Below are 25,474 nucleotides of genomic sequence, written 5' to 3' on the forward strand. Positions count from 1 at the left end.
TCCTATTTTTCAAATCACACCTGAAACTTGCTAACCTCCGTTCGCAAATCCATTGCCAGATGTGCCAACGCCTGGCTGGCAGCGGCAATTTCCTGCATTGAGGCCGATTGTTCTTCGGTCGCAGCCGATACGGTTTGCGCACCTTGCGCGCCGTGCTTGCTCAATTCGTCAATTTGGTTGACGGAGCCGACAATTTGCTGGCTGCCGCTCGCCATTTGCTCAATCGCACTCGACATATCCTGAATTTGTCCCGATACCTGCGTTACCAGTTTGGCAATTTCAGCAAACGCGACGCCGGATGCATTAACAGTTTGCGTGCCCAGTTTGACTTCCTGCGATCCGCTCTGCATTGCAACGACGGCTTTTTCGGTATCGATTTGCGTTTCGCCAATTAACGTCGCGATTTGCTTGGCTGCACCTTCCGACTGTTCGGCCAGCTTACGCACTTCTTCCGCTACGACCGCAAAGCCGCGCCCCTGTTCCCCCGCGCGCGCCGCTTCAATCGCGGCATTGAGCGCGAGCAAATTGGTTTGTCCGGCAATGCCGGCTATCGTATCGACAATTTGGCCGATCTCTTTTGACCGTTCCCCCAGCTTGGCAACGATTTCAGCCGATGCGGCCACGGTTTGTTCGATCGAATTCATTTGTCGCACCGCTTTATCAGCCGATGCATTGCCGTCTGTCGCCTTCGTCGCAGCCAGCGAAGATTGCGTCGTTACCTCATGCGCATTGGCGGCAAGTTCCTCAATCCCGGCAGACATTTGCCGAATCACGACGGACGCATCGCCGGTCACGCGCAACTGTTCGGCCATTCCCTGCGCCACTTCGGCAATCGATCCGGCTACGTGCGTAGCGGCTTGCGCCGATTGATCGGCGCTTGCCGTCAACTCTTCCGAAGAAGCCGCCACCTGTTCGACCGAACCGTCAATTTTCTTCATCAGAGCCTGCACCTTATTGCGCATCTCAATCAGCGAATCGGCCACTTTGCCAATCTCATCGGCCCGCATGAACGGGCGTGGCTTATTGCGAAAATCACCGCCCGCCAGTTCATCACAGACCGCGACCAACGCGGCGAGCGGCTGCGTGATGATTTTTGTTATGTACCAACCGCTGACGCCCAGGACGATAAACGCAATGAGCAGCGTTGCGACGCTAATTTGATTGGCCCTTGCAAACGCTCTTTGATTTTCTTCGTCCATCTTCTTGGACAGTTCCGTGTAATAATCGCTAAACTCACGCATTGCCTCGATGTACTCGGCCGCCGGTTTATCAACATTGGCGACATAGGCTGCATACGCTTCCGCATTCTTATTCTGCAGGGCCAAATCAATCACCTTGGCCCTGGCATCACGGTACTTTCCTCTGACATCGACCACCTTACCCAGCATAGCACGCGCCTTGGCATCGAGTGGCATTTTTTCGATTTCATCGAGATTGGCCGCCGCCCGTTTTGCGGTGTCGTCAATGATCCCCTTGAGCTCTTTGTTCTTATTTTCATCCGTCGTCAGCATTAATTCCATCGTCGCGCCATTCGCGCGCGCAATGTGCATCCGGTTTTCGTTCAAATCCTTTATCGGCAGCAAACGCTCTTTATAGAGAGTGTTGATCGTCGTATTCGACTCCTGCAGGTAATAATAACCGGAATAACCGATAACCCCTAATGCGATAAAAGCCAGCAAAAGTAAAACGCCTAATTTGTACATCACTTTCATGTCATTAAAAAATTTCATTTGCATTGACTCCTTACTTTTTTGTATATAAAAAGACTGCCAGGGACATCACCAATTGAGCGATGCAACCTGGCAGTCATGGATATTGCTATCGTTAGACCCACGGCTTTGCGTCCTTATCTTTCGATAAGTTTGCCTCTTCAATTTCCGTTGTGCCAAAAGCGGCTCTCCCCCGCCTTCACACCTCCTTATTATACCACCAATCGACTTATTTCGCGCATAAAAACAAAAAAAGAGAGTAAGTTAACACTTCTTACAAAAAGTTAACTCGATCCCTTTTTTCACAATTCTTATGCATTGTTATTTTTCGTGCTTCTGCTCTGCAAGCTGCAAAAACGCACCCAGCTTTTTATCGCAGACTAAAATATGCTCTTCCAGCCACTTTTTCATTACCATCAGCGCATCAAAGGAAAAGCCGCCTTTACCTTGCTGCGATTCCGCTAAAATCCGCTGCGCCTCGGTCATTAATATTTCATGCTCCCGTTTATGTTCAGCAATCTCCGGATAATTATATTGCTGCATATAACCTTCCTCTTCCTGAAGGTGGTTTGCCGTATAGGCGACCAGCTCCGCCAAAGCGGCTTCGGTTATCTGCCGCTCCTTTTCAATATCTTCGCAGCGCAAAATGTTAACTACCAAGTCATTGGCCAGTTCGATGATCCTGTTATGCTGCTTATCCAGCACCGGCACCCCGATATGATAAACCACATCCCACTTCAACATCAAAAACGCCTCCCCATTTTTCCTCGCAGAAACCGTTTTCCTCATCTTTTATCTATTCCGCATATGCGAAAGCAAAACCTGCCAACATTTTTCAAAACCACTGCACTGCATGCGTTATTTTTTTTGCAGTTTGACAAAGTCGATAGGCTTGAACAGGACAGCAACATTCAGACTGCTGCCGGAATCTATTTACAATGGTTGGTGAGACTTTCTCTCCGCAATGTAGCACAAGTTGCAAAATCCGCAACAACGCTGAGGATAAACGCTCTACTTTCGTCGACGGCGGCAAAGACGGCAGTACAGCGGGAATTAACCGCGAGTAATCCAAATCACCCTTATTTTTTTCATGAAATAAGTGAAGAAAAACGAGCCCCTTTCGATCACTTGGGTCGAGAGAGGCTCGTTTTTTAATGAAAGAAATTGATTTTCGCTTCAAGTTTCCGGCAATGCCGTTTGCTCTGCAATCCGCTAGCGCCAGTCTAAAATTTTTCTCACCTGTTCTTCGTTCTCGGCGCGGCATAAACGTTCCATTTGTCCGGGACAGGAAAGAAGCGTACCGATCTCGTCAATCTGGCTCAAATGTTCTGCTGTATCCTGCGCCGCCAGCGCTACGACTAATCGTACCGATTCGCTTGCTTCAAAACCGAATCGCACCGGCTTTTTTAGCGTAAGCACCCCTACGCCGTTTTTTTTAACCAGTTCCGGGTCGCGAAGATGCACTACCGCCAGCCATGGTGCAATGACCATGCAAACTTCTTCACCATAATTTTGACTTACCGCATCGACATAGCGCGGCGTGACGCAGCCAGAATCGACCAACAGTCGCCCCGCTTCCTTTACCGCCTGACTTCGGTTCGCTGCTGCAACGCCGAGTTTCACAAGGCATTGGGATAATCTCTTCATACTCTATTCCCCCCTTTATTTTCCCAGTGATAAAAGAAAGGCAGCGATCCTCTTGCCTGGGATCGCTGCTTTCTCAATCTTCCTACCTCATGGTGCGTTTACGGAAATAACTGGATGCGATATAATAACTATATGTATCTCTATATCGTTTTACTGCAACGTCAGTAGGATTTGGCTCTAGCCCAGATACTTTTTATATTTTGCTCTGCCAATCGAGCCGCGTTTGTGCTGCATTTATTATTACTTCGCATGATGCACACCCTCAGTCAACGAATCGCTTTGCTTGCCGGCGACGATTCGTTTTCCATTCATGCCTCACAGTGCTGCGTTAATTGCTCTCCATTTTAAAATGACCGATTCTTCTTGCCTTGTTTTCTAAAAAGGTATTTCCCCTCTCCTTTCTTTAAAAATCCCTTGCGCAAAATCTACTAATAGTAGGCTTTGACTTTATTTTAAACTACTTTAAGTAGTTCGTCAAGGAGTGATTTCTATGTTTCAAAAAGAAATATTAGCGCAACGCTTAAAAGAAGAACGTCTTGCCCATAAACTGACCCAAGATCAAGTGGGGCAGCTGCTCGGCGTCGTCAAGCAAACCGTCGGCCATTGGGAAACCGGCCTGCGCCTGCCCACCATCGATAGCTTAGTCGCCATGGCCGACTACTATAATGTATCGCTCGATTATCTTACCGGCCGAAAAAACGACCCTGCCCGCACCAAAATCAAAGCAGCATCCTCATTCAAGTATCCGCCGCTTGCCAAAGAACCTCGTTCCGTCGCAGAAAACTCAAATGCAAGTGAAGAGAAAAAGAAGGATCAACTTTATTAACGACAACATACAAAAAGCCGCCCCCTTTGATCACCTTGGTCGAGATGGGCGGCTTCTTGTATTTATCCTCTTTCTTGCGAATCTATTTAAGATTTTGCGCAAAAGCTTCCACTCTATTTAATCCGTCTGTTTTTAAAACGTCTTCTTTGTCATGTAATCCCGGCACGATGACTACGCCCCGGTCCTGCCAATTTTGAAATTGAGCAATTCGTTTATACGATGCAACAATACCGTCAAATAACGCTTCATCCGGTACGCCGCCGCTGACAAGCATTGCGCATTCTTTTATCTTGAGCGGTTTTTCCGCAATCAAATACGCATACATCTTATCAATCGCCGCTTTCAGTTTGGCCGGAAAGGAAAACCAATACATCGGCGTGGCAATCACCAACATATCCGCTTCCTCAAGTAAAGGAGCCAGCGTATTAAAATCATCGGGAATCGAACAGGCGCGTCCTTTGCTAAAGCACATTTTGCAGTCAATACAGCCTTTTATGTTCTTATCCGATGTTGTATAGATTGTCGTCTTATGTCCGGCCTGCTGCGCTCCGGAAATAAACGCATTCGTTAATTTCTCAGTGTTGCCGTTTTTCCTTGGGCTACCTGTTAGAATCAGTATATTTTTCGCCACTGCTTCTCATCTCCTGTCTTTTGTTTTCATTTCCTGTGCACAGGATTCATGCTATAATACTATTCACTAATACACCCATTAGCAAGTATGCACTTATTTGTGCCATAGTTCCCTTTTATATACCAAGCAAAAGGAGCTTCACTATGATTCGATTTTTAAATAATGAATATCACTGTCCGTTGGAATTAACCTTAAGCATCATCGGAGGCAAATGGAAAGCCTTGATTTTGTGGCATTTAGGCGAAAACACGCTGCGCTTTAGCGAATTAAGAAAGACTTTACCACAGATCACGCAAAAAATGTTGACGCAACAGCTGCGCGAATTAGAAGCGAACGGCTTAATCACGCGTTTCGTTTATACGCAAGTACCGCCCAAAGTCGAATATTCTCTTACCGACACAGGCAAAACATTGTTGCCTGTTTTAGCTTCGATTACCCAATGGGGTGTTGGCTATGCCAAAAATGCGGATCCAACTTGCGAAATTCCGCCCTGCCCGCACGACTGAACGAAGAAGAGCACGCGTTGATCAGCAACCCAGATGTGCAACAACGCTTCAACTCGCCTCTTGTTTTTCGCACGCGAAACATTTTCCTTTTTATGGAATATGACGTATAATGGAAATACGCATATCTGAAAATTTATCGCAAAGGAGTGTTTCGCATGAATCTTGATTTTGCCAAATTGCCAGCCATCGGCTCCTCCGGCATCGCCCAACGGACAATCGAGCACGCAGACTCCTCCTTGTACCATGGTCACGGTAAACTAAAAGACCTCTTGGCAAGCCCCGTCTATATCGACCTCATCATTCGCGCTGCCGTCAGCGCCGTAGACCCTCACCTGCCGGAGGAATTCGCAACGATCGGAACCAGCTTCGAATTTCGCCATGAAAAACCGACCGTAGTCGGCATGTCCGTCACCATAAAGGCAACACTGACCGCAATCGAAGGAAGCAATTTGACGTTTTCCGTGACAGCCGCCGATGAGCTCGGTGAAATCGGGCGCGGTACGCACACGCGCAGCATCATCCAAACCGATCGCTTTCTGGCTAAAGTCAACGAACGCGTCAAATTGATCAAACCGATTCCATTTAAATGATTTTCGCAGAATAAATAAAAAAGCTGCCTCTTTCGATTCTTTGATCGATTGAGGCAGCTTTTATTCCGGCATCCATAGAAAAGGATTTTATCTTTTCCCGCCGAAGAAACTATCAAACTTCTTTTTCTTGGAGGACTGCATGAAGCATCAAATTCTCGCTCAATACCGCGAACAGATCGATTTATACCGCGATTTCACGCAGCAGCTGCTGACTTTGGTTGCCGATCTTCTGAAGGCGGAAGGCATTCGCATTCATTCCCTCACTGCACGGACAAAGGAAGAAGACAGCCTGGAAGAAAAAATCGCCAAGAACCCCGGCAAATACTTTTGCCTCGAAGACATCACCGACATTGCCGGGCTTCGCATCACCACTTACTTTGAAGATGACGTCGACCGGGTCGCCGCGATCATCCAGCGCGAATTTTATATCGACGAACTCAATTCGATCGACAAGCGCCTCTTAATCGACCCGGATCGCTTCGGTTATCTCTCCTTGCATTACGTCGCTTCGCTGGCCGCGAGCCGTTATGCGCTGCCGGAATACGAGAAATTCAAGGACTGTAAGGTGGAATTTCAAATCCGCTCCATCCTGCAGCATGCCTGGGCCGAGATCGAACATGACCTCGGTTACAAATACCAGTTTTCCATCCCGCGCGAGATACGGCGCAGTTTCTCCCGTTTGGCCGGCCTGCTCGAAATCGCCGACCAGGAATTTCGCAACATCCGCACCTCACTGGCAGACTATGAACAGGATATCGCACGACGGATCAGCGACGCGCCGGAAAAAGTCTTCCTTGATCGCGTCTCTTTGTCCGCTTTTTTGGAGCGCAGCCTGATCGTCGACGAATTGAACCGCGACATTTTGTCGGTCAAAACCTCTTACGAAATCTATCCGGCTTATCAACTGGACAGTTTCATTAGCCAGCTGCATTTCTTCCAAATCGAATCGATCGCACAATTAGAAAAAGCGCTGCGCGAAAACCGCAGTTCCATCCTAAGCCTGGCTCATTCGTTTCTCAAAAAAGATTCCAACACCGCAGCGGACGAATTCACCGAGCTGCCGAATACGATCAGCATTTTTTATTTATGCTATGCCCTGATCGGAAAAAAAGGCTCCGTAGCCTCTGCTCTCGCATTCCTCTCTGAATACAGCATCGGCAACGCGACAGAGCGAGAAAGCCTTGCGCATTATTTGATTGAGTTTCAACTGGAATAACGCCTGACTTGTGCAAAATACTCTCTTGTTATGTTATGGAAAAAATGATTTACACTCTACAGGAAATCTTACTTTCTCTCACGTCGCACAAGCAGTAGAATAAGCATATTCATTGTATCGGGAGGTTCACGTGGCATGACCAAAGAAATCTTTTTTACGCTGTTAGCAGTACTGATTGTCGGCGCACTCCTCTGGCATTTCCGCTCAGGTTTCGCCGGAGAAAGTCCAACTACCGCCAACATCGATGCCTTATTGCGTAATGAGGCAACTCGCAACGGAGGTCAACTTATACGACTAGAAAATACCATGTGGGGTAAAGTCGATCAGCAAAAATATGACGTTTCTTATTTTGAGGTGAATGTGAACCGACGCCCAGAATTGCTGGCGCAATTAAAGAAAAAATGCAATGGAAGTGCTCGGCAAGTCTTTTACAGCAGTTTATCTTTTAAGGATTCACCAGAGCGAATTTGCATTATCAAAAGCCAAGACCCGTATGATATTATTCGTGTCATGGGAACCGACGGCACAAACTATGATATTAACAACGAGCAAATCATTAAAAAACTTAAAGAGTGGGATGAACGCTACGGAATCATTATCAAAGGAGCCGATGGCGATTGGGTCGATGTGCAGTTTAAAGTGATGCCATCAGATATGAAAAAATTTGCTGAAGAAGTGTACGTGTTTTGTCCTGATGCTGTTGAGCAAAACGCTGGCAGTATTGAAGCGCTAGTGGTAGAAATGAACAAATATCATGGCGTATTTTTATGGTGGGATTAAAATATCCGCTTTTCCTTTCTTCCTAATTTCAACCAATAAAATAAAACCAACCGCCCGCTTCAATCACGCGAAGCGAGCGGTTTTCTTTTTGCATCCGGCAGCGTTACTTTTTCGCATACTGAAACAGCACGCCCGAAACGATCACGACGGCCCCGGCAATTGCGCTGGGAAGAATCGGTTCGTTTAGAAACAGGGCGATATAAAGCAATGAAATAAACGGCGTTACATACAATAAGTTCGATAGGATATGCGTTTCGCCGCCCGCCAGCGCTTTGAACCAAAAGACATAAGATATGCCATTTACAAAGACGCCGTTAAAAATGATCCAAGGCCATACGTCGCTGCCGGGCAGCGGAATCGTTGAAAAAGCCAGCACGGTCGGCACGATGGCCATGAACGCCGAGAGAAAATAGATAAAGACGCTGATAATTTTATCGAAATCAAACCGCTTCGCAAGGACGGAAAAAAGCGCGAAAACGAACGCGCCGACAATCGCAAGCAAATCGCCGTTGAGATTTGTCAGATTGAATTGCGTCAGCTCTCCCTGGGTCGTGATGATAATGATGCCGCAAAAACTGACCAGCATCCCCGCAAGTTTTTTTACGGTCAGCTTGTCCGTTCCGAAGACAACGGAGAGCAGCAACACCAAAATCGGCCACGTGTAAGCAAGAATGAAGCCTTCGGCTGCCGTCGTTTTACTCAACGCGCCATAGAGAAAAAGGTAATAAAGATAATTCCCCAGCAGACCAAGTCCGGCCATGATCGCATATTCTTTCTTGCCGTATTGCCTCCAGTCGGCCGCTTTTTTCCGGCTCAGCGCCAAAATCGCCATCACAAGCGTCGAAAGCGCTGTCGAATAGAATAAGATTTGCAGGCTGTTCAGTTCAAGCAGCATTTTTTTTGTAATCACCGGTATCGACGCCCAAAGCAATATGCAAAGCGCCAGATTGACGTATGCATTTTTCCGTCCCGCCCCAGAGCATGCTTTCATTGTTCATTCCCCTTTTGCAATAAAAATAAGGAACCATCTTCACAGTTCCTTACTACCAGTATACCGTTTTCCCGACTGCGTTCTTTGCCGCTTCACAGGTAATTCTTAGCCGCATCTCAGTTTTTCTTGCGAAAATCGACTGGCGTCATTTTTTCGACGTCCTTGAACGCCCGGCTTAAAGAAGAATGATGGCTGTAGCCCGTCATATGCGCAATCTGAATGATCGGCAAGCGCGTGTTTGCCAACAGTTCCTTCGCCTTGTTCAACCGTACGCGCTGTATATATTCAAGCGGCGATACGCCCATGTTTTTCTTAAACCACTCGCTGTAATAGCCGACAGTATAATGTTCAATCTCGGCCAGTTTCCTCAAATCAAGTTCCTCCGCATAATGCGCCTGAATATGGCGCACCGAAGCAGGCAGGCACTCCTCCAGCAACATGGAGTACGCATAGGCAAACAAGTGGTTGATCGCGCCGGAGCGCGTCGTCCTTCCCGCCTCATTCAACAGCAGCTGACGGATCGCCTGCCAGCGTTCGTCAAAGCAGTATTCGCTTCCGCCTGCCAGCTTTTCCAAATCCTGTTTGACAAACAGGGCGTCCGGTATATCCAAAATCAAAAATTCGTTGCGCCTCTCCGCTCGAAAGGTATGGTCACAGTCCGGCGGGAGAAAAAAGAGCCGCGCCTCGTCAACCAGCACTCGCTTAGTTTCCGTTTCAATCTCCAACCGCCCGTTAAGAGGCATAATCAACTGAGCATACGCATGCGCATGGGTGCTAAAGGTACATTCATACCGCCTGCGTTCACACTGTATGTTGTCCAATTATCCTCACCCTTTTCAGCGTTATCTTTCATCCATTATACTCTCCCGTAGGCAATAAAGAAATCTTCGCTTTAAGGCAAGCGCAACATCGCAAAAGCATAGAACACCGTTAAGACAAAGTGGAAACGATTTTTCAGAAACTCCTTTTGATTTTTCAAACCATTCTTTTTTCGCAATTCATTGCTCACTCCCCCTTAAACGCGCAGGATTCTACTGTAAAAAATGGAATTTTATTCTTATGAGCTTTATATAAGGAGTGATCTATTATGTCGGTGACCGCCCCCGCTTCAAAAACATCGCCATTTTCCGGCGGCTATGTACACGAAGAAGCCGCCAATTTCATTGAATTCTGCATTGAACTCAACAATCAGGACAACCGTTTTCAACTGAAGGACAGCAATGACGCCGCACAACTTCAGAAATTCGAAGCCGCTATCGATCCCGCGCTTTGGAATCCGGTACCGCTTTTTGACAGCCGCAAGCAAGTGGCAGCCGACTATATCCGTTTTCGCACTTCACCGTCCGCGCCGGAGCAGGGCGAAGACGATCTGTCGCATTGGGAAAAGCTCTTCACAGAGCTTGAAGCTCGCGCCGCCGCAAAGAACCTTACGCCGCTTACCCAAGAGCTAATTGAAAGCAGCCCGGATCTCAACGGTTTTGGCCCCTGGCAAAATGCCTGGCTGCTCTATCAGGGCGTCGGGTCAAATGCAGGCCGTTACGCCATTGCGATTCGCGGCACAGTATTCAGCAATTCCCCAAGCGCGATTGAGGACGCTTTCTTTCAGCCCGTCCAAGCCCGTCGCTTCTTAAGCGACGCCGTATCCTTCGCCGCTTCCGACGCAGCCGCGCTGCACAGCGGTTTTGCCCATGCAACCTTCACCACGTTGTTTGACCTGCGTTACGGCATCCTGCAAATTCTTAACGAACAACAGCTTCCCACAGATGCTGTTTTGTACATTGTCGGCCACAGCCAGGGCGCCTCCATGGCAACATTGATTCATTCTTTTTTTCATCATGCGATGCAGTCTGCCGAAACAACTGGCGAAGATCCTTTCGCCCTGAAAGACACGCGCTATCATCTTAAATCCTACGCCTTCGCCCAACCCAAACCGGGCACCCCTTCCTTCGCCAGCGATTTTGCCCGCATTACGCAACAATACGACAACGCCGTCGTAATTAACAACGACCTCGATTCCATTCCCAAAGTTCCTTTGACGCTCGAAAGCATGAGCGATCTTGAAACCGCATTTCCTCCGGCAAGCATCGCCACTCGCCTGTTACGCTTTATCAGCGGTTTCTCCTCCGGGTTCCGTTCACTCGTCGGCGCGGTCATCGAGCCTCACGTTCGTAAGAGCGCGCAAAATTACGGCTACTTCTATCGCTACGATTCGCTTAAGCCGCTGCGCAGCATCGCAACCGATTCCTCCTGGTGCTTCGAGCCAGCCGGCCAGGTCTTATTCGTCTTCGGCACGCCAACGCCGCCGCAGTTCGCAGACGATCTTTTTTATCAGCACCATGCCACCACCTACCGCGAGCTGATTCGTGCGCAGTTGGGAGAATAGTCGCGGAAAATTTTCTTTAAACAAAATTCTTCTAAAATGATACCGCGTTTTGTCATCGAAACACATACAACAACTCACAAAAAGCCGCCCCATCCAATCACTTGATCAAATTATCATCTGGATTGAATAGGACGGCTTTGTTGTGAAAACACACTGGCACATTTTTTTGTTTTCAATACAATACTTTTTTCATTTGATGGAAAGCCATTTCAGCGCCTGAAAGATAGACGATATTCACTACCTTCTACTTATTTTTCCTGTCTCTAATGCAACTGTTCACGCTTTAATTCCGACCGGACATGTCTTTAGACAGTTATAACACATGTATTGATTGCCCAAATAGGCGGCCTGTTTCAAGCGTGCGTACTCTTGATCCATCAGCATATTTTTTTGTTCTTCCGGCGAACTGCCTAGACGCTGCAGCTGAAATGTAATATCGCCAACCAAGCCATACGGCTGCGAATGAGCGTAACATTTCATGACATCGGTTTGCCCTTTTGTTGCCAACGCCTGTGACGGGCAGTTTTTTACGCACAGGTCGCAATGAATGCACAAGTCTTCCTCGCATTTAGGCTTGGGTTGCAACGCTAAGTTCGTGATGATGCTGGTAAATTGAATTCTGGTGCCAAAGCGCGGATGAATAACCAGGTTATGGCGGCCAAACGTTCCGAGTCCGGCGGCAACCGCTGCATGGCGCTGCGAAAAATCCGCTATCGCTTTGCGGTCATTATGTATCTCCATCGGATAGGAAATGCCGAAGGTCGCTGTTTTCGCAGCATACTTGCGCTCCAGGAAGCGTGAAATTTGATAGCTCGAGGTTCGGGCAAACGAAGCCAAATCCAAATAGCCGTTTTGCGCCGTCGTCACACTGGGACTTTCACAACTTGTCAGCACTTTGAAGCCCAAGACAATAATCGACTTGGCATCCGGCAAAAATTTGCTGATTTCATAAGATTTCGGGCTATGGTAATCCTGCACCGCAGCAATACCGAAATCATCAACCCCCAACGCCGAAATGTAATTTGCAATTTCTTTTTCCATTCCTTCATCACTCCTTATATTTTAGAACGTTCATTCTAATTCATGCAAAAAAATTCAATCATGCAATATTGCTAACGAACATTCCGCAATACGACGCAATTTTTCTTTATCGGCTGCATTTCTTACCATCACCCGAATGCCAAGCAACGTTGTGTGTAAATGTTCGGCCAGCACTTGTGCGTCATAGGTCGCAGTGAATTCAGCCGCCTGCTGTCCGCGGCGAATCAATGCGGCAAGAAGTTGCTCCAATTGATGAAAGGCTGCTTGCGTCTTTTCTGCGACCGCCTCATCGTGAGGCGCCATTTCCGTGGCCGCATTTACAAACAGGCAGCCCCAGGGCCGGTCCGCTCTGCCTTCGATCATATACTCAAAGATGCAGCGTATCGCTTCTTCGGCCGTCGCGCAGCGTGAAACATCCGCCGTCAGTTTTTCTTTTATCTGTGCGCCGAAAAAATCGATTGCTTTCAAAAACAAGCTGTGTTTATCGCCAAAAGTATCGTATAAACTTCTGCGGTGGATTCCCATATGAGCCACCAGGTCGCTCAACGATGTTTTTTCATAGCCTTGACGCCAAAACAATTCCATCGCTTTTTCAAGCACTATACTTTCTTCAAATTCTCTACTGCGTCCCATTATTATCCCTCCTGTTAGAAATAATAATCTTTCGAGAACGATCGGTCAAGAATTTTTTTACGCATGACAAAAGCCGCCCCATTCATTTGCTTAGCACAAACAGGGCGGCATTTGCCATTTGAGAATCTTTTTTTACAGCTTAAACCGTTTTACCGCGCCCTGCAGTTCTTCCGCCATTTTGACGAGCGCCTGGCTGGCGCTGGCGATTTCTTGCATTGAAGCGGCTTGTTCTTCGGTTGCAGCCGATACGGTTTGTGTATGTCCGGCTGCGGCTTTGCTGATGGTGTCGATGTCATGCACCGAGTCAACGATCAGTTCGCTCTCCGAGGCCATTTGCTGCATCGCCGCCGAGATTCCTTTGACCTGTCCGGACACCCGTTCCACAAACCCAATGATTTCGCCGAACGCCTGCCCTGCAGTATGCACAACCTCGCTGCCGATCTTAACTTCCCGTGTTCCGTTATTCATCGCAACGACTGCTTTTTCCGTCTCGCTTTGCACTTCGATGATCAGCGCTGCGATCTGCTTGGCCGCTTCCTGCGATTGTTCCGCAAGTTTGCGCACTTCCTCGGCGACGACCGCAAAACCGCGGCCCTGTTCACCGGCGCGCGCCGCTTCAATCGCCGCATTTAAGGCCAGCAAATTTGTCTGCCCGGCGATGCCGGATATGGTTTCGACAATCTGTCCTATCATTTGCGAACGCTCGCCCAGTTGCGCGACCGCTTGCGCCGAAGTGGTCACCGTTTTTTCAATCGTACCCATCTGCGACATAACGGCTTCGACCGATTTTCCGCCGCCGCTTGCGGACTCGGAAGCCTGCTCGGCAATGCTCGTCATGGTAATCGCATTTGCGGATACTTCTTCAATCCCGGCCGACATTTGTTCCACAACGGCGGAGGCTTTTTCAATCGAACCCACTTGTTTGTCCGCGCCTTCAGCCAGTTCGCCAATCGTATTCGCCACCAGGCCGGTCGCCTGCGCCGATTGCTCAGCACTGGCCGTAAGCTCTTCCGAAGCGGCCGATACCTGATCGGATGAAACCATAATCCCCTGAATGATGCTGCGCAAATCTTCGCGCATGCGATCCAGCGAGCGGGAAAGTTCATTGACTTCTTCCACGCCGGACACTTCGATTTTACGCGTCAAATCGCCGCCGGCAATCGCTCCCGCGCCAGCGACTAATTGATGCAGTGGACGGGCTAGGCCTTTTGCCGCAAACATCGCCGTGGCCGCAGCAATCAGCAGGACAAAGAGCACTAAGATCGCCATCACCAGTATGCTGTGTTGCACCACGCTGTTGATTTCGCTTTTCGGCAAATAGGTAATTACGCCCCACTTGTAGCTGGCAACCGGTGCATACGCGATTAAGGAAGCAACGCCGACGGAGGACGCGCCTTCCATCGTGCCCGACTTGCCGTCATTGATCACCACTTGTATATATTTTTCCTGCGCAATGCTTGCCTGCTTTTTCACCTTTTCTTCGTCCCGGTGCGCCAAAAGCACGCCTTTTTGATCGACTACGTCCACATAGCCGGTTTTGCCAATGGCAATTTTCCCGGCCAGTTCACTGATGACTTTAAGACTGACGTCGCCTGCCAATACGCCGATTGTTTTGCCTGACGCATCCTTGATCGGAGCGGAAATGGTAACAGTCGGCGCATTCGTCAGCTGCGAAATATAGGAATCCGTCAAATAGGTTTTGCCTTGCATCGCATTTTTGAAATAGTCTTTGTCTGCTTTATTGTTCAAAGCGCTATTGGTTGTTTTCGCAATTTGCATGCCGCTCTGGTTCATCACATAGATTGTCTCAAACTCCGGATTTTTCTTCTGCGCCGTGATGATCATTTCCCGGAATTTGGCTGCATCCATCGAGTATGCGGTGGGCGAAAGAGCCAGCGTTTCGAGCAGCGTCTGATCATTATTGACAAAGCGTTCAATCTCATTGGCAATCTGCGTCGTAATTGTCTGGTTGCTGTTCAGTGCATTTTCCTTTGTCGCTGTAGCGCTAATATAGGAACTCACGCTGCCGATGCCGAGCGCTGCCAAAAAGGAAAAGGCAACCAGCAAAATCGTCAGACGGATTTGCAAAGTATTTTTCAGCATATCAAATCTCCTTTACAGTACCCCCATTATAGAAAGCACGGTTAGCTATTGACGGCCGCTTCGATCCGCGTCAGGGCTTCTTCCAGGCGAGAGCGAGGGCAGGCGATGTTCATGCGCATAAACCCGGCGCCGCCCGGGCCAAACGTCGAGCCTTCGTTCATCGCGACTTTTGCTTTTTCCAGGAAGAAGGCATGCAGTTCTTTCGGCGACAGCTGCAGTTCCCGGCAGTCGAGCCAAATGAGGTAGGTGGCTTGCGGGTTGCCGATTTTAATTTGCGGGATGCGCTCCGCAACGAATTTTTTAAGATAGGCCAGATTGCCTTCCAAATACTCCAGCATTTGATCGGCGTAGTAGTCGCACTCATTGTACGCGACTTCAATCGGCAGCGTGCCGAAGATGGTTCTGCCGTACGCTTTGTTGTCTTCGAGCGGCGCGTAGAAACGATCGTGATTGTGACGATTCGGAATTACGACCGCTCCGGTTCTCACACCGGCGATGTTAAACGTCTTGCTTGGATTCACACACACCACGCAGTTATCCGCCGCTGCTTGCGAAAGACTGCCGAACGGAATATGCCGATTGCCTTTATAAATGATGTCCGAATGAATTTCGTCCGACACGACGAACACATTATGCTTGAGGCAAAGTTCCGAGATGCGGCTCAGCTCTTCGCGCGTAAAACACTTGCCGACAGGATTGTGCGGACTGCAAAGCAAAAACATCGTCGTTCGTTTTTTGCTCAGCAGTTCTTCCAGATTTTCAAAGTCGATCGCATAACTGCCGTCGTCTTTGCGAATCAGCTGATTGCCCAGGATGTGCCGTCCGTTATTGGGAATGATATCGTGGAACGGATGGTAGGCCGGCATTTGAATTACGATATTGTCGCCCGGATTCGTAAAGGCGCGCATCGCATAGACGATTGCAGGAATAACGGCAGGCGTATACTCGACCCAGTCCACTTCCACATCCCAATTAAAGCGCTTCTTTTGCCAGTTAACAATCGACTGCTCAAAGGTTTTGACGTTCATCGGATAGCCGTAAACGCCATGTTGTACGCGTTCCAGCATCGCATCAATCACCGGTTGCGGACATTTGAAATCCGTATCCGCAATCCAAAGCGGCATTACATCGTCCTTATAGGTATCCCACTTTTTACAATCGGTTCCCTTGCGATCGATCAGTTCGTCAAAATCATGCTGCATCATTTCGTCCACCATCCTCAACATTTTTTGTCTGCCAAAAGGCGCGATCAGACTTGTCCTTCGGGATTGATGCCGAGTTTCCGACGCCAGTAGCGCGAATACACTGCGCCCAGCGGATTGTGGGCCAGCACTCTGTCTTTTGCCACGAGGCAGGTAACCGGCGTCGTGCACGCGCTGTTAAACAGTGCGTCATGTCCGACGCACAGGCCCACCGTGACGCAAAATTCCGCATGGTTGTCTGCAAGAACTTTCGCCTGCATCACAGGATTGCACATCGTTTCGTGCACGCCTTCTTTAATTTGTTCCAGGCCCAGCTTGTCTTTGCCGACGCCGCAGACCTTGCAGCAGACCGATTCGACTTCAAAGAACTTGGCAAAATATTTTTCGATCAATTCGGCTTCTTGATTGAGACCAATGCAAAAAGCCAGGCCGATTTTTTTGTAGCCCATGAATTTACAAAACTCAACCGTTTCCTCTAAGCGGGTAAGCTCGTTATAAAAGCGCCCTTCCGTGCAGGCCGCCGCCTTCATGATTTCAAAACGCTCGCCTTCATAGGCGCCCTTCACTTCTTCCTCGCCGATTTTAGTACAGTTTTGACCTTCCAAATAACATTTTCTGTGAGTACATTTTGCACATTTCAAAATAAAACATCTCCTTTATGAATTGATAAAGATAAATGCCACGTTAATTATCGCGGCGACCAGCATAGGGATAGCCGTTCTCTTTACGACCTGAACCGGGGATACCCCCGCCACACCGGCAATGGCGACGATCGCCGCGGTGATCGGCGATACGACGCGGCCAAAGCTTGTCATAATCTGCATCGGCAGGAGCAGCGTGATGACCTCGATCTTAAGCGTCGCAGCAATTTTAGGCGCAAGCGCCGCAAACGAGAAGAACGCCGCATTGCCTGATCCCATCAAAAACGCACAACCGGCAATGACAATGCAGAACAGGATAATCAGCCCATGAATGCCAAGACCCAAGTTTTGTGCGCCTGACGTCAGCGCATCGACTGCGCCGATTTTCGTCAGGCCGCCGGCAAACACTTCACCGGCCACGATTAAGGTTACCACCGTGGCGAAGCTGTTGCCCATGCCTTCATATAAGTATTTCAAACTTTGCAGCGTAGCGCGAATGTCGCGCGTACGTACATACTCGAACGCCATGCTGATGAAGGTACTCAAAAACATCGCGGTGACGACGTCCATCTTGATTTTACTGTGAAAAAGCGGGCTGAAACCAAGAATGAAGAGCATCGGAATAATCGGCAGAATCGCATAAATGAGCGGCGGACGCGTTTCATCTTCTTCGGCAAAATCAGCCAGCGCGTCATTGCCGGTAAAGCCTTCTTTCTTGTCCCACCACTTTTGCACGAAATAATGCGTAATGCCGAGAAGCAGCGTCGTCACGACGAAGATCGGCAGCTGATAAGTAACGAAATATACCGCCGGATCCAGCTTGCAGATGTTGGCCGCCAGAATCGCATTGCCCGAACCGGGGCCGACATCCATATACTGTGCGCAGCCAATCACTCCCAAAGCCGATAATTTGCTGACGCCAGCGCGGATCAAAATAGGATACAACATCACCATTAAGAGCAAGCCAAGCCCGGCATGACTCGGAATAAAGAGCACCAGGAACTGGCTTAAGAAAAAACTGAGGACAAGCAGAATATACGGCGACCTGATGTGTTTTAACGGCGACGCAACCACCGCAAACAACGACTTGCTTGCGCCAATGTACTCCATATACCTGGCAAAACCGGCAATCGACATGATCGTCAGGCCAAGACCGGCAACGCGTGAACTTAGCAGCACGTTTAATGTATGAAAAACATCGAGAAACGCGGAACCGGACGATTCTTTCGCAGACAGTATCGGATTACCAATAAAATAAGCGGCCATAGTCAGGGTTATCCCGGCAATCAAAAGAACCGCTTGCGGATAGTGTTTTTTTATGATCATATACACGACCCAGGCAACCACTAAAATTGAAATGATAATACCCATGCTTCACTAATCCTCCCTCTAAAATCCCCTCTGCTCCCTCTAACTGACATGGACTTTTTATTTTTACTGACGCATCTTATGCACCAAATTATTTTCGGTATACTGGTATACCAATGAGATTAAAGAAAAACATTTTAGTTTTTCTTTTCCTCCTGCAGCATTTTTTGAATCGCAATTTGCGCATTGCTCAAATGCTCTTGCATCGTTAATACTGCCGCCGCAGCATCTTTTTCGATAATATGCCGTAGAATTTGTTGATGATACTGCAATGAAGTCACGTGTCGCGTAACGTCGCTCAACGATTTTTGCCGCGAATAACTCAGCAAGTCCGATAAAAATTCGTTAACCTCGTTGATCACTTCATTATGCGCCGCTGCGATAACCGCCGTATGAAATTTGACTGACACATCACAGACCGGCTTGCCGGAGGCAATCAAGACTTCCATCTCCAACAGCAATTGCTGCATCGCCTCAATATCCTCTGCGGTTCTTCGCTCTGCAGCCAGACGAACCGCCTGAATTTCAAACGCTTCACGCGCTTCGAACAAATTCACCAGTTGATCGGCCGGGTTGGTCATCATAAAATCAAGCGTATGCAAGATCCGCTTCATTTCAATTTTTTTCACGAAAGCGCCTTCGCCCCGTACATAACGGATCGCGCCGAGAAATTCCAGCACCTTTAACGCTTCCCTTACCGGGACGCGACTCACGCTAAACATTTCGGCCAATTCTCGCTCCGAAGGCAACTTATCTCCTTCTTTCAAATGGCCTTCGCGCATAAGCTGCTGAATGCGGCTGACAATTTGCACATAGAGCGCATCCGACGCGTCTTCGGTGAATTTTTTTAATGGTTCTTCTACAAAAAATTTCTTCATTTTCAATCTGTGTTTCACTTTCTTCTTCGATAGTAACGCTGCTTTCCTTCAGTAAAGCGACTTGGTATTCTGGTATACCAGTTTATGCATACGTTAATTATAAAAATTCAATTCAAAACTGTCAATCAATTTTAATTTCTTTTTCTTTTAAACAAAATGCACGCCCACGTTCTCCCGCTGGAGTAACGTGAGCGTGCATTTGATTTTTAATCGATCGGTACAAATTTAAATCCTTCTTCGCCGTCGCTTGTCACATGGCCAATGCCCGGAAAGGCGAGGTGCGCGCCGCCGACAAGCGTATTATTCTTCGCAGCCTCACGCAAAATCTTTTGCCGCACTTTGGCAGCGTTCTCTTGGTCGCTGTCGTAGGCAATCGTCACTGCGGGATTTTCAAACTGCACCGCAGCGACGTGAATTACATCGCCCCACAAAATCAGCGTCTCACCTTTACTTTCAACAACATAAGCGACATGACCAGGCGTATGGCCGAAAAGTTCTTTCGCGCTGATGCCGGGAGTCAGCTGCGTATTGCCGTCAAAGATATTGAATTTCCCCGCAGTCAGATACGGCGTAAGCATTTCTTTTACCGCCTGAAACGTTCTTTTCTGCGTCTCGGAAGCCGTCGTCAGATTGCTCGCGTTCAACCAGTAATCCGCCTCGTTTTTATCGACGTAAAGCGTCGCATTGCTGAAGACGCGCTGTCCGTCGCTTGAGAGGCCGCCGATATGATCCGGATGCATATGCGTCAGATAAATCTCGTCAATTTCCTCCGGCTGATAACCGGCGGCGCGTAAGTTATCGACGACATGCCCCATCAGCGGCTTGCCTTTTACCCCGTTTCCCGTATCAACCAGCACCAGCTTCGAGCCAGTATTAATCAAAAAGGCATTTACTGTCGCCTCCATCTGGCCGCTTGGATAGGTCTCTTCCAATCGCGTGGCGATTTTATCCTTATCGCCTTGCAGCAGTTGCGCTTGCTGCAGAGTCGCACGTTGGCTGACGCCGTCCGAGAGCGTAATCACTTCTATCTCTCCAACCAGTACACGGCCTTTCTTGCCCTCAAGCGATCCGCCCTCCTCGCCAGCGGCAAAAGCAAAATTCATATTGCAGAGCAGCAAGGTTATCGTTAAAAACGCCGTCAAAAATCCGAGCGTCATTCCCGATCGTTCCATAAAAATCGACCTCCTCTTTTCTCGTCGCTTTCTTAGAGGTTCGCCTCATAAAACAGAAATCCTGCCCTGACAAAGTTGCTATTGATCCGTCACTCGCAGTTGCTTAGCTGCACAGTTATAATTAAGCTGTCCCCTGTTATGAAAGGAGACTGTGTCATAAATATCTGCGCTGTTGAAAAAGTTTCGACAGTCCGCGCTAAGGAGCTATCGTTTTGAAAAAACTCATTCTTATTGTCGTCATATTTGCGGCAGCATTCGCCTGCTTGAGCAAAGAAACGTTTTTTCCTGCAACGGACGGATCACAGACCGCCGTTACAGCAGGCAACGCGGAACCGATAGCTCGCTCGGATCGTTTTGTAGAAAAGAAGGCGATTTTTCGCTATAAAGACCAGACTCTGCAATACCTGCTTATTTTTCCCGCGCAATACACGCAAACAAGTAATCGCTGGCCCCTGATTTTATTTTTGCACGGCAGTTCGCTGCGCGGGCAAAATCTGGATTTAGTCAAAGAATATGGGCCAACCTGGCTTGCCGAACAGCGCAATGATTTTCCTTTTGTTGTCCTTGCGCCGCAATGCCCCGAAAATGACGATTGGCTGAACAAACTTGAAATCTTAGCAGCGCTTTTGGATGAAGTTCTTCCCGCATACCGCATCGATCCGGATAGAGTGTATCTGACCGGAACGAGCCTTGGCGGCAGAGGAACGTGGGCTTTAGCGACGCAACGCCCGGACTACTTTGCCGCCATCGTTCCGCTCGCCGCTGCCAAGCCGCTCCTTCCGACAACTTGGCCTAAACAAATGCTGACGTTGCCCGTCTGGGCATTCCATGGCGAAAACGATCGTATCGCGCCATTAGAAAATCATGAAGCCCTTCTTGCCTCGCTGCGCAGTCAAGGCGCAGCGCCGCGTCTCACCATTTTACCCAATCAGGGACATAATATTGCCGGCATCTATAAAAATCAGGAGATTTACGATTGGCTTCTCAGCCAAAAACGTGCTTCCACGCAATAGAAAAGAGCTGTCGCAAGATCGTCTCATCCTGCGACAGCTCTTTTTTACTTTATACCTGGAACTTCGCGACAACCTGGCGCAGCGTTTCGGCCATATTGGCCAATGCGCGGCTGGCTGTGGCGATTTCTTCCATCGAAGCCGCCTGTTCTTCGGTGGCGGCGGAGATCCCTTCGGCCTGATCGCAAACGTTGTTGCTGATGCCGTCGATCTTCTGCACCGACTGAACGATCTGTTCGCTGCTGCTGGCAATCTCCTGCACCGCAGCCGAAATATCGGTCACCTGATACGACAGATCGTTGATCAGGCTGACAATCTGCTGGAAGGTCTGTCCCGCACTGGTGACGACTTCGGTGCCTTTCTTCACTTCCTGATTGCCGACTTCCATCGCCGTAACCGCCGCATCGGTATCGTTTTGAATTTCCTTGATCAGCCCGGCGATTTGCTGCGCCGCAGCCTGCGACTGTTCGGCGAGTTTGCGTACTTCCTCGGCTACGACCGCGAAACCGCGCCCCTGTTCGCCGGCGCGCGCCGCTTCAATTGCGGCATTGAGCGCCAAGAGGTTGGTCTGGCCGGAAATACTCGCGATCGTATCGACGATCTGTCCGATTTCCTTGGAGCGCTCGCCAAGCTTGCCGACGACCACAGCCGTATTAGCCACCGACTGCTCGATGCTTTGCATCTGGTTGGTCGCTTCGTTGACCGCTTTGCCGCCTTCCTGCGCCGCATTGGAGGTTTTTTCCGCCACACCGGCTACGTTGGTGGCATTATCGGCGACCTGATGGATGCCGATCGCGATCTGCTCGACGATGCCCTTGGTATCGCCGACGATGCTGACCTGACCGGCAGCGCCTTTCGCCACATCGGTGATCGAAATCGCCACTTCGTTCGAGGCGGCAGCCGACTGGTCGGCGCTGGCCAGCAGTTCTTCCGAAGAAGCAGCCATCTGCTCCGACGAAGTCCCCAGCTGCTTGATGATCTCGCGCATACTGAGAATCATCTTATCCATCGCCCGCGCCATTACGCCGGTCTCATCCTTGGCCGCGAGTAGTTGGCCGTCAATCCGCTGCGTAAAATCGTTGGCCGCCATCAAATCCAAATGATGCACCGCCGCCGCGAGCGGCCGTGTGATCATTCGCGTAATCACGAACGCGACTGCACCGCCGACCAAGAGCGCGATTAGCAAGCTGATCAAGCTCATTTTCATCGTCTGTTCGATCTGATCCTGCTCTTGATCGAGAATCGTGTTGAAGCGATCAAGACGATATTTTTCGTAGGCCTCCATATGCTTGGCCGTAGCCGCTGCTGCCGGGGCCAATTCGTTGGCCATCAAAGCGAATAGCTCTTCTTTTTTCCCGGCCTGTGCTAACGGCACCGCTTTTTCAAAGGCAATCTTCTGATAAGCATCATCGAGTCGCTTCGCCTCGGCCGCCATTTCCTTGCCCTTCGGCGTCAACGACCCATCCATCAGCTTTTTGCTTATTTCATCATCTTCCTTGTCCAGCGCTTTGTACTCATCGAGAAATGAAGTCTTGCCCGTGATCACGAAGCCACGGATCGCAGCGACTTTCTGCGCGCTATGCACCGCCAGCTTATTCGTCTGCGTCAGCATCGGCAGCGCCGATTCCTGGTTCTCGTTGCTCATGACGAGAACCTGACCGAGAAGATAATAACTGATGCCGCCGGAAATCAGCATTACGGCCAGCACCGCCAGGAATCCTGAGACAATCTTCGCACCAATCTTCATCGTTTCCGGTTGCCGAGCGGCAACCTCACCTGCCCTTCGTTCTAATTTCTCCACCTGCCAGTTGAGAATGATCTAGAGCCACTCACTATGAAGAGATACCGTCTCCCTTTTCCCGCTCCCCCGGTTGCGCCGGTTGTTTCCTTTTTCAAGGTATAGTTTCTATTCGACACCTTCCATTTTTTCCCTTTTAGTTATACGGTAAATTTTGTAATACTTTTGTTATTTTTTTGCTTCGCTTTTCCCCCACTACCTTCCTTTAAATCCGCCCCATCAGTAACAGCATGCCGAGCGCCGCAATCGCGACCAAAACGATTCGTTTGAACCAGTCATACGATACCTTCGGCAGCAGTCTCCCGCCAATCAGCGTTCCGGCGACCGAAGCGCAGACGACGAGCGCCAATAATGCCGCATGTTCTTCCATTGCATGAAACTGCGTATAGGCATAAACCGGTATTCGCGTCACATCAATCAACACTGCGATCAACGCCGCCGAGGCAATCAACTCTTCTTTGCCGAGACCCTGCTGCAGCAGATAAAGCGAACGGATCGCTCCTTGGTTGCCGATCAGACCGCCCAGCAGACCGGATAAGAAACCGCCCAGTGCATCCATGCTTTTCGGCAACGCGAAATTGAGGCCGCGCGGCAATAATGAGAATGCGCCATAAAGAAGCAGAAAAAGGCCGACGCCGCTTTTCAGCCAGTCGCCGCTCAGATACAGCTGCGCATAAGAGCCGATAAACGCCCCGACCACGCTGACGCTGCCGAAACGCCGGATCACCCGCCAGTCGATGGCTTGGCGGTACAACACGATGCGCGACAGATTATTGCAGCCATGCACGATGGCCGTCAAGAAAATCGCGACCTTGACGTCGAAGAACAGCGCCATCACCGGCATCAGCACGGTACCGACGCCGAAGCCGGTGAACAGCGTGACGACGGAAGTCGCCAGCGTAACCAAAAGCAGTGAAAGAACCGACGGCTGCAACAGTTCCATATTCCACACCTCGCTTCGCAAATTCTCTTCCGCTCTTCTGTCGAGACGTTTTACAGGGCAGCTCTATTCTGCGCAGACGATTTTTTCGATTTCGTCCACTCTTTCAACGATATAATCCGCACCGGCTTTTTCATGTTCCGCGCGGTCGCCGTAGCCGAACAGGACACCAAGCGAAGCAATGCCGATCTTTTTTGCACCAAGTACGTCATGTTCCCGGTCGCCGATCATGATCGTTTTTGTCAAATCGGTAATCTTACAGCTTTCGAGAGCATAGGCGATTACTTCGTCTTTCTTCACCCTTGTCCCGTCGAGATTGCTGCCTGCAATAAAGCTAAAGTACTGCGCAATCGCAAAATGCTCCAAGATTTGTTTGGCAAACACTTCCGGTTTCGTTGTCGCCACAAGCAACTGTCTGTGTTTTTCTTGCAGCGTTTTAAGCAGTTCTTCAATGCCGTCATAGATCACATTTTCAAAGATACCTTGAGCGCGGTAGTATTCGCGAAAATATTCCACCGCCTGATTCGCCTTCTCTTCTGAAAAACCATAATATTTTTCAAACGACTCCGCCAGCGGCGGCCCGATAAACTTAAACAGTTCGCTTCGCTCGCCGACTTCGATGCCGTATTTTTTCAGCGCATAGATAATGGAATTGCTTATGCCGAGCGCAGGGTCCGTCAGCGTGCCGTCAAGGTCGAACAATATGTATTCATAACGCATCTTCATTTCTCCCTCTCTGCTTTCCTATTTTCCTTTTTCTATTTCCGCGCTGCAGCGAAAATCTCCTACCCTACAGCACTTTCTTTGCCGGCTTTCGACTATTTCAGCACAATATCCAAATGACGCAGCAGCCCGACCGCCCCCGGCAACGTGAATACGGCTTTCTTGAGCGTATTGTTTTGCGAATGGATCTGATACCCTTCCGCATAGGAAAAATCGGCTTTTGTTAAATTGCAATGATGAAAGACCGTGCATTCAAACACAGCGCCGGTAAATTCACTACTCACCAGTTGCGTATCGATAAAATCATTTTCGATGAGTTTGCATTCGCGAAATGCCGTCTTATTTAAATTCAAATTTGAAAAATTACAGCTTTGCATCAGGCAACTGAGAAAGTCCACATTCAAAATAAAGGGATCACAAGCGCAAAATAAAATGCCAAGCAGTTTGCATTTATTAAACGTCACTTTAGCTAAGCGGCTATCGTTAAATTTAGCCATCGACAGGTTGCAGTCATTAAAACTGCAATTTTCAAAGACCGAATAAGAAAAATCCACCTGCGAAAAATCACAGGCATTGAATTCACAGTTTATAAATTCTTTTTTCGTTAACGACTTGTTGCCTTCCGTCAATTTTCCGTTGGCAATGACCAGATTTTCATACGTCGTATTTTCCATCGCACCGTTGCT

General features: G+C 49.1%; 25 protein-coding genes and 1 riboswitch. Of the genes, 7 read left to right on the plus strand and 18 right to left on the minus strand.

Annotated elements, in window-relative coordinates; all coding sequences use genetic code 11:
* Window positions 1-14: 14 nt before the first annotated feature.
* The 3 genes from QTL79_RS00500 to QTL79_RS00510 form a co-directional block, all read right to left on the minus strand.
* The gene (locus QTL79_RS00500) at window positions 15-1,730 is read right to left on the minus strand and encodes a methyl-accepting chemotaxis protein (RefSeq protein WP_346352966.1); all 1,716 of its coding nucleotides are present in this window, start codon (window positions 1,728-1,730) and stop codon (window positions 15-17) included.
* A gap of 60 nt (window positions 1,731-1,790) precedes the next feature.
* A riboswitch (cyclic di-GMP riboswitch) is annotated at window positions 1,791-1,877 on the minus strand.
* A gap of 153 nt (window positions 1,878-2,030) precedes the next feature.
* The gene (locus QTL79_RS00505; RefSeq protein WP_346352967.1) at window positions 2,031-2,453 is read right to left on the minus strand and encodes a bacteriohemerythrin; all 423 of its coding nucleotides are present in this window, start codon (window positions 2,451-2,453) and stop codon (window positions 2,031-2,033) included.
* 468 nt (window positions 2,454-2,921) lie between these two features.
* Window positions 2,922-3,356, minus strand: a complete 435-nt coding sequence (locus QTL79_RS00510) for a PTS sugar transporter subunit IIA (protein ID WP_346352968.1) — start codon at window positions 3,354-3,356, stop codon at window positions 2,922-2,924.
* A gap of 490 nt (window positions 3,357-3,846) precedes the next feature.
* On the opposite strand from QTL79_RS00510, the gene QTL79_RS00515 reads away from it, so the two are divergent.
* Window positions 3,847-4,182 (plus strand): helix-turn-helix domain-containing protein, encoded by a 336-nt coding sequence (locus QTL79_RS00515; protein ID WP_346352969.1) that lies wholly within the window; start codon window positions 3,847-3,849, stop codon window positions 4,180-4,182.
* A gap of 82 nt (window positions 4,183-4,264) precedes the next feature.
* Here the strand turns inward: QTL79_RS00515 and QTL79_RS00520 are convergent, their stop codons facing one another.
* Entirely contained in the window at window positions 4,265-4,813 is a 549-nt protein-coding gene (locus QTL79_RS00520; RefSeq protein ID WP_346352970.1) for a flavodoxin family protein, read from the minus strand.
* A gap of 143 nt (window positions 4,814-4,956) precedes the next feature.
* On the opposite strand from QTL79_RS00520, the gene QTL79_RS00525 reads away from it, so the two are divergent.
* The 4 genes from QTL79_RS00525 (at window position 4,957) to QTL79_RS00540 (ending at window position 7,905) form a co-directional block, all read left to right on the plus strand.
* Window positions 4,957-5,319, plus strand: a complete 363-nt coding sequence (locus QTL79_RS00525) for a winged helix-turn-helix transcriptional regulator (RefSeq protein ID WP_346352971.1) — start codon at window positions 4,957-4,959, stop codon at window positions 5,317-5,319.
* Window positions 5,320-5,474: 155 nt separating this feature from the next.
* Window positions 5,475-5,909, plus strand: a complete 435-nt coding sequence (locus tag QTL79_RS00530; protein WP_346352972.1) for a thioesterase family protein — start codon at window positions 5,475-5,477, stop codon at window positions 5,907-5,909.
* Window positions 5,910-6,048: 139 nt separating this feature from the next.
* A complete protein-coding gene (locus tag QTL79_RS00535) occupies window positions 6,049-7,125 on the plus strand; it encodes a GTP pyrophosphokinase (protein WP_346352973.1) in 1,077 nt (358 codons plus the stop codon).
* A 135-nt stretch (window positions 7,126-7,260) separates the two neighbouring features.
* Window positions 7,261-7,905: a DUF4253 domain-containing protein gene (locus QTL79_RS00540; RefSeq protein WP_346352974.1), complete on the plus strand. Its 645-nt coding sequence runs from the start codon at window positions 7,261-7,263 to the stop codon at window positions 7,903-7,905.
* 103 nt (window positions 7,906-8,008) lie between these two features.
* On the opposite strand, the gene QTL79_RS00545 is transcribed toward QTL79_RS00540, so the two are convergent.
* Together QTL79_RS00545 and QTL79_RS00550 are read right to left on the minus strand one after the other, a co-directional pair.
* Window positions 8,009-8,896 (minus strand): DMT family transporter, encoded by an 888-nt coding sequence (locus QTL79_RS00545; protein WP_346352975.1) that lies wholly within the window; start codon window positions 8,894-8,896, stop codon window positions 8,009-8,011.
* A 116-nt stretch (window positions 8,897-9,012) separates the two neighbouring features.
* On the minus strand, window positions 9,013-9,717 hold the full coding sequence (locus QTL79_RS00550) for a helix-turn-helix transcriptional regulator (protein WP_346352976.1): 705 nt from the start codon (window positions 9,715-9,717) through the stop codon (window positions 9,013-9,015).
* 266 nt (window positions 9,718-9,983) lie between these two features.
* Between QTL79_RS00550 and QTL79_RS00555 the strand changes: the two genes are divergently transcribed.
* A complete protein-coding gene (locus QTL79_RS00555) occupies window positions 9,984-11,279 on the plus strand; it encodes a lipase family protein (protein WP_346352977.1) in 1,296 nt (431 codons plus the stop codon).
* Window positions 11,280-11,555: 276 nt separating this feature from the next.
* Here QTL79_RS00555 and QTL79_RS00560 read toward each other — a convergent pair whose 3' ends face one another.
* The 8 genes from QTL79_RS00560 to QTL79_RS00595 all read right to left on the minus strand — a co-directional run bounded on the left by QTL79_RS00560 (window position 11,556) and on the right by QTL79_RS00595 (window position 20,317).
* Window positions 11,556-12,320: a 4Fe-4S binding protein gene (locus tag QTL79_RS00560; protein ID WP_346352978.1), complete on the minus strand. Its 765-nt coding sequence runs from the start codon at window positions 12,318-12,320 to the stop codon at window positions 11,556-11,558.
* Window positions 12,321-12,374: 54 nt separating this feature from the next.
* Entirely contained in the window at window positions 12,375-12,953 is a 579-nt protein-coding gene (locus QTL79_RS00565; protein WP_346352979.1) for a TetR/AcrR family transcriptional regulator, read from the minus strand.
* A gap of 132 nt (window positions 12,954-13,085) precedes the next feature.
* Window positions 13,086-15,056, minus strand: a complete 1,971-nt coding sequence (locus tag QTL79_RS00570; protein ID WP_346352980.1) for a methyl-accepting chemotaxis protein — start codon at window positions 15,054-15,056, stop codon at window positions 13,086-13,088.
* A 41-nt stretch (window positions 15,057-15,097) separates the two neighbouring features.
* Complete coding sequence (locus QTL79_RS00575; protein WP_346352981.1) at window positions 15,098-16,261, minus strand: MalY/PatB family protein; 1,164 nt, start codon at window positions 16,259-16,261, stop codon at window positions 15,098-15,100.
* 44 nt (window positions 16,262-16,305) lie between these two features.
* A complete protein-coding gene (locus tag QTL79_RS00580; protein ID WP_346352982.1) occupies window positions 16,306-16,899 on the minus strand; it encodes a DUF1847 domain-containing protein in 594 nt (197 codons plus the stop codon).
* Window positions 16,900-16,914: 15 nt separating this feature from the next.
* Window positions 16,915-18,270, minus strand: coding sequence for a C4-dicarboxylate transporter DcuC (dcuC, locus tag QTL79_RS00585; protein WP_346352983.1), 1,356 nt, complete (start codon window positions 18,268-18,270; stop codon window positions 16,915-16,917).
* A gap of 134 nt (window positions 18,271-18,404) precedes the next feature.
* Window positions 18,405-19,145: a FadR/GntR family transcriptional regulator gene (locus tag QTL79_RS00590; protein WP_346353257.1), complete on the minus strand. Its 741-nt coding sequence runs from the start codon at window positions 19,143-19,145 to the stop codon at window positions 18,405-18,407.
* A gap of 206 nt (window positions 19,146-19,351) precedes the next feature.
* Window positions 19,352-20,317 (minus strand): MBL fold metallo-hydrolase, encoded by a 966-nt coding sequence (locus QTL79_RS00595; RefSeq protein ID WP_346352984.1) that lies wholly within the window; start codon window positions 20,315-20,317, stop codon window positions 19,352-19,354.
* A gap of 212 nt (window positions 20,318-20,529) precedes the next feature.
* On the opposite strand from QTL79_RS00595, the gene QTL79_RS00600 reads away from it, so the two are divergent.
* The gene (locus tag QTL79_RS00600; protein WP_346352985.1) at window positions 20,530-21,330 is read left to right on the plus strand and encodes a carboxylesterase family protein; all 801 of its coding nucleotides are present in this window, start codon (window positions 20,530-20,532) and stop codon (window positions 21,328-21,330) included.
* Between the two features lie 49 nt (window positions 21,331-21,379).
* Here QTL79_RS00600 and QTL79_RS00605 read toward each other — a convergent pair whose 3' ends face one another.
* The 4 genes from QTL79_RS00605 to QTL79_RS00620 all read right to left on the minus strand — a co-directional run bounded on the left by QTL79_RS00605 (window position 21,380) and on the right by QTL79_RS00620 (window position 25,462).
* Window positions 21,380-23,128, minus strand: a complete 1,749-nt coding sequence (locus tag QTL79_RS00605) for a methyl-accepting chemotaxis protein (RefSeq protein WP_346352986.1) — start codon at window positions 23,126-23,128, stop codon at window positions 21,380-21,382.
* Between the two features lie 202 nt (window positions 23,129-23,330).
* Complete coding sequence (locus QTL79_RS00610) at window positions 23,331-24,068, minus strand: sulfite exporter TauE/SafE family protein (protein ID WP_346352987.1); 738 nt, start codon at window positions 24,066-24,068, stop codon at window positions 23,331-23,333.
* 63 nt (window positions 24,069-24,131) lie between these two features.
* Window positions 24,132-24,785, minus strand: coding sequence for an HAD family hydrolase (locus QTL79_RS00615; protein ID WP_346352988.1), 654 nt, complete (start codon window positions 24,783-24,785; stop codon window positions 24,132-24,134).
* A 98-nt stretch (window positions 24,786-24,883) separates the two neighbouring features.
* Window positions 24,884-25,462 (minus strand): pentapeptide repeat-containing protein, encoded by a 579-nt coding sequence (locus QTL79_RS00620; protein WP_346352989.1) that lies wholly within the window; start codon window positions 25,460-25,462, stop codon window positions 24,884-24,886.
* Between the last annotated feature and the right edge of the window lie 12 nt (window positions 25,463-25,474).

This window comes from Azotosporobacter soli (assembly GCF_030542965.1).
Lineage (GTDB): Bacteria > Bacillota > Negativicutes > SG130 > SG130 > Azotosporobacter > Azotosporobacter soli.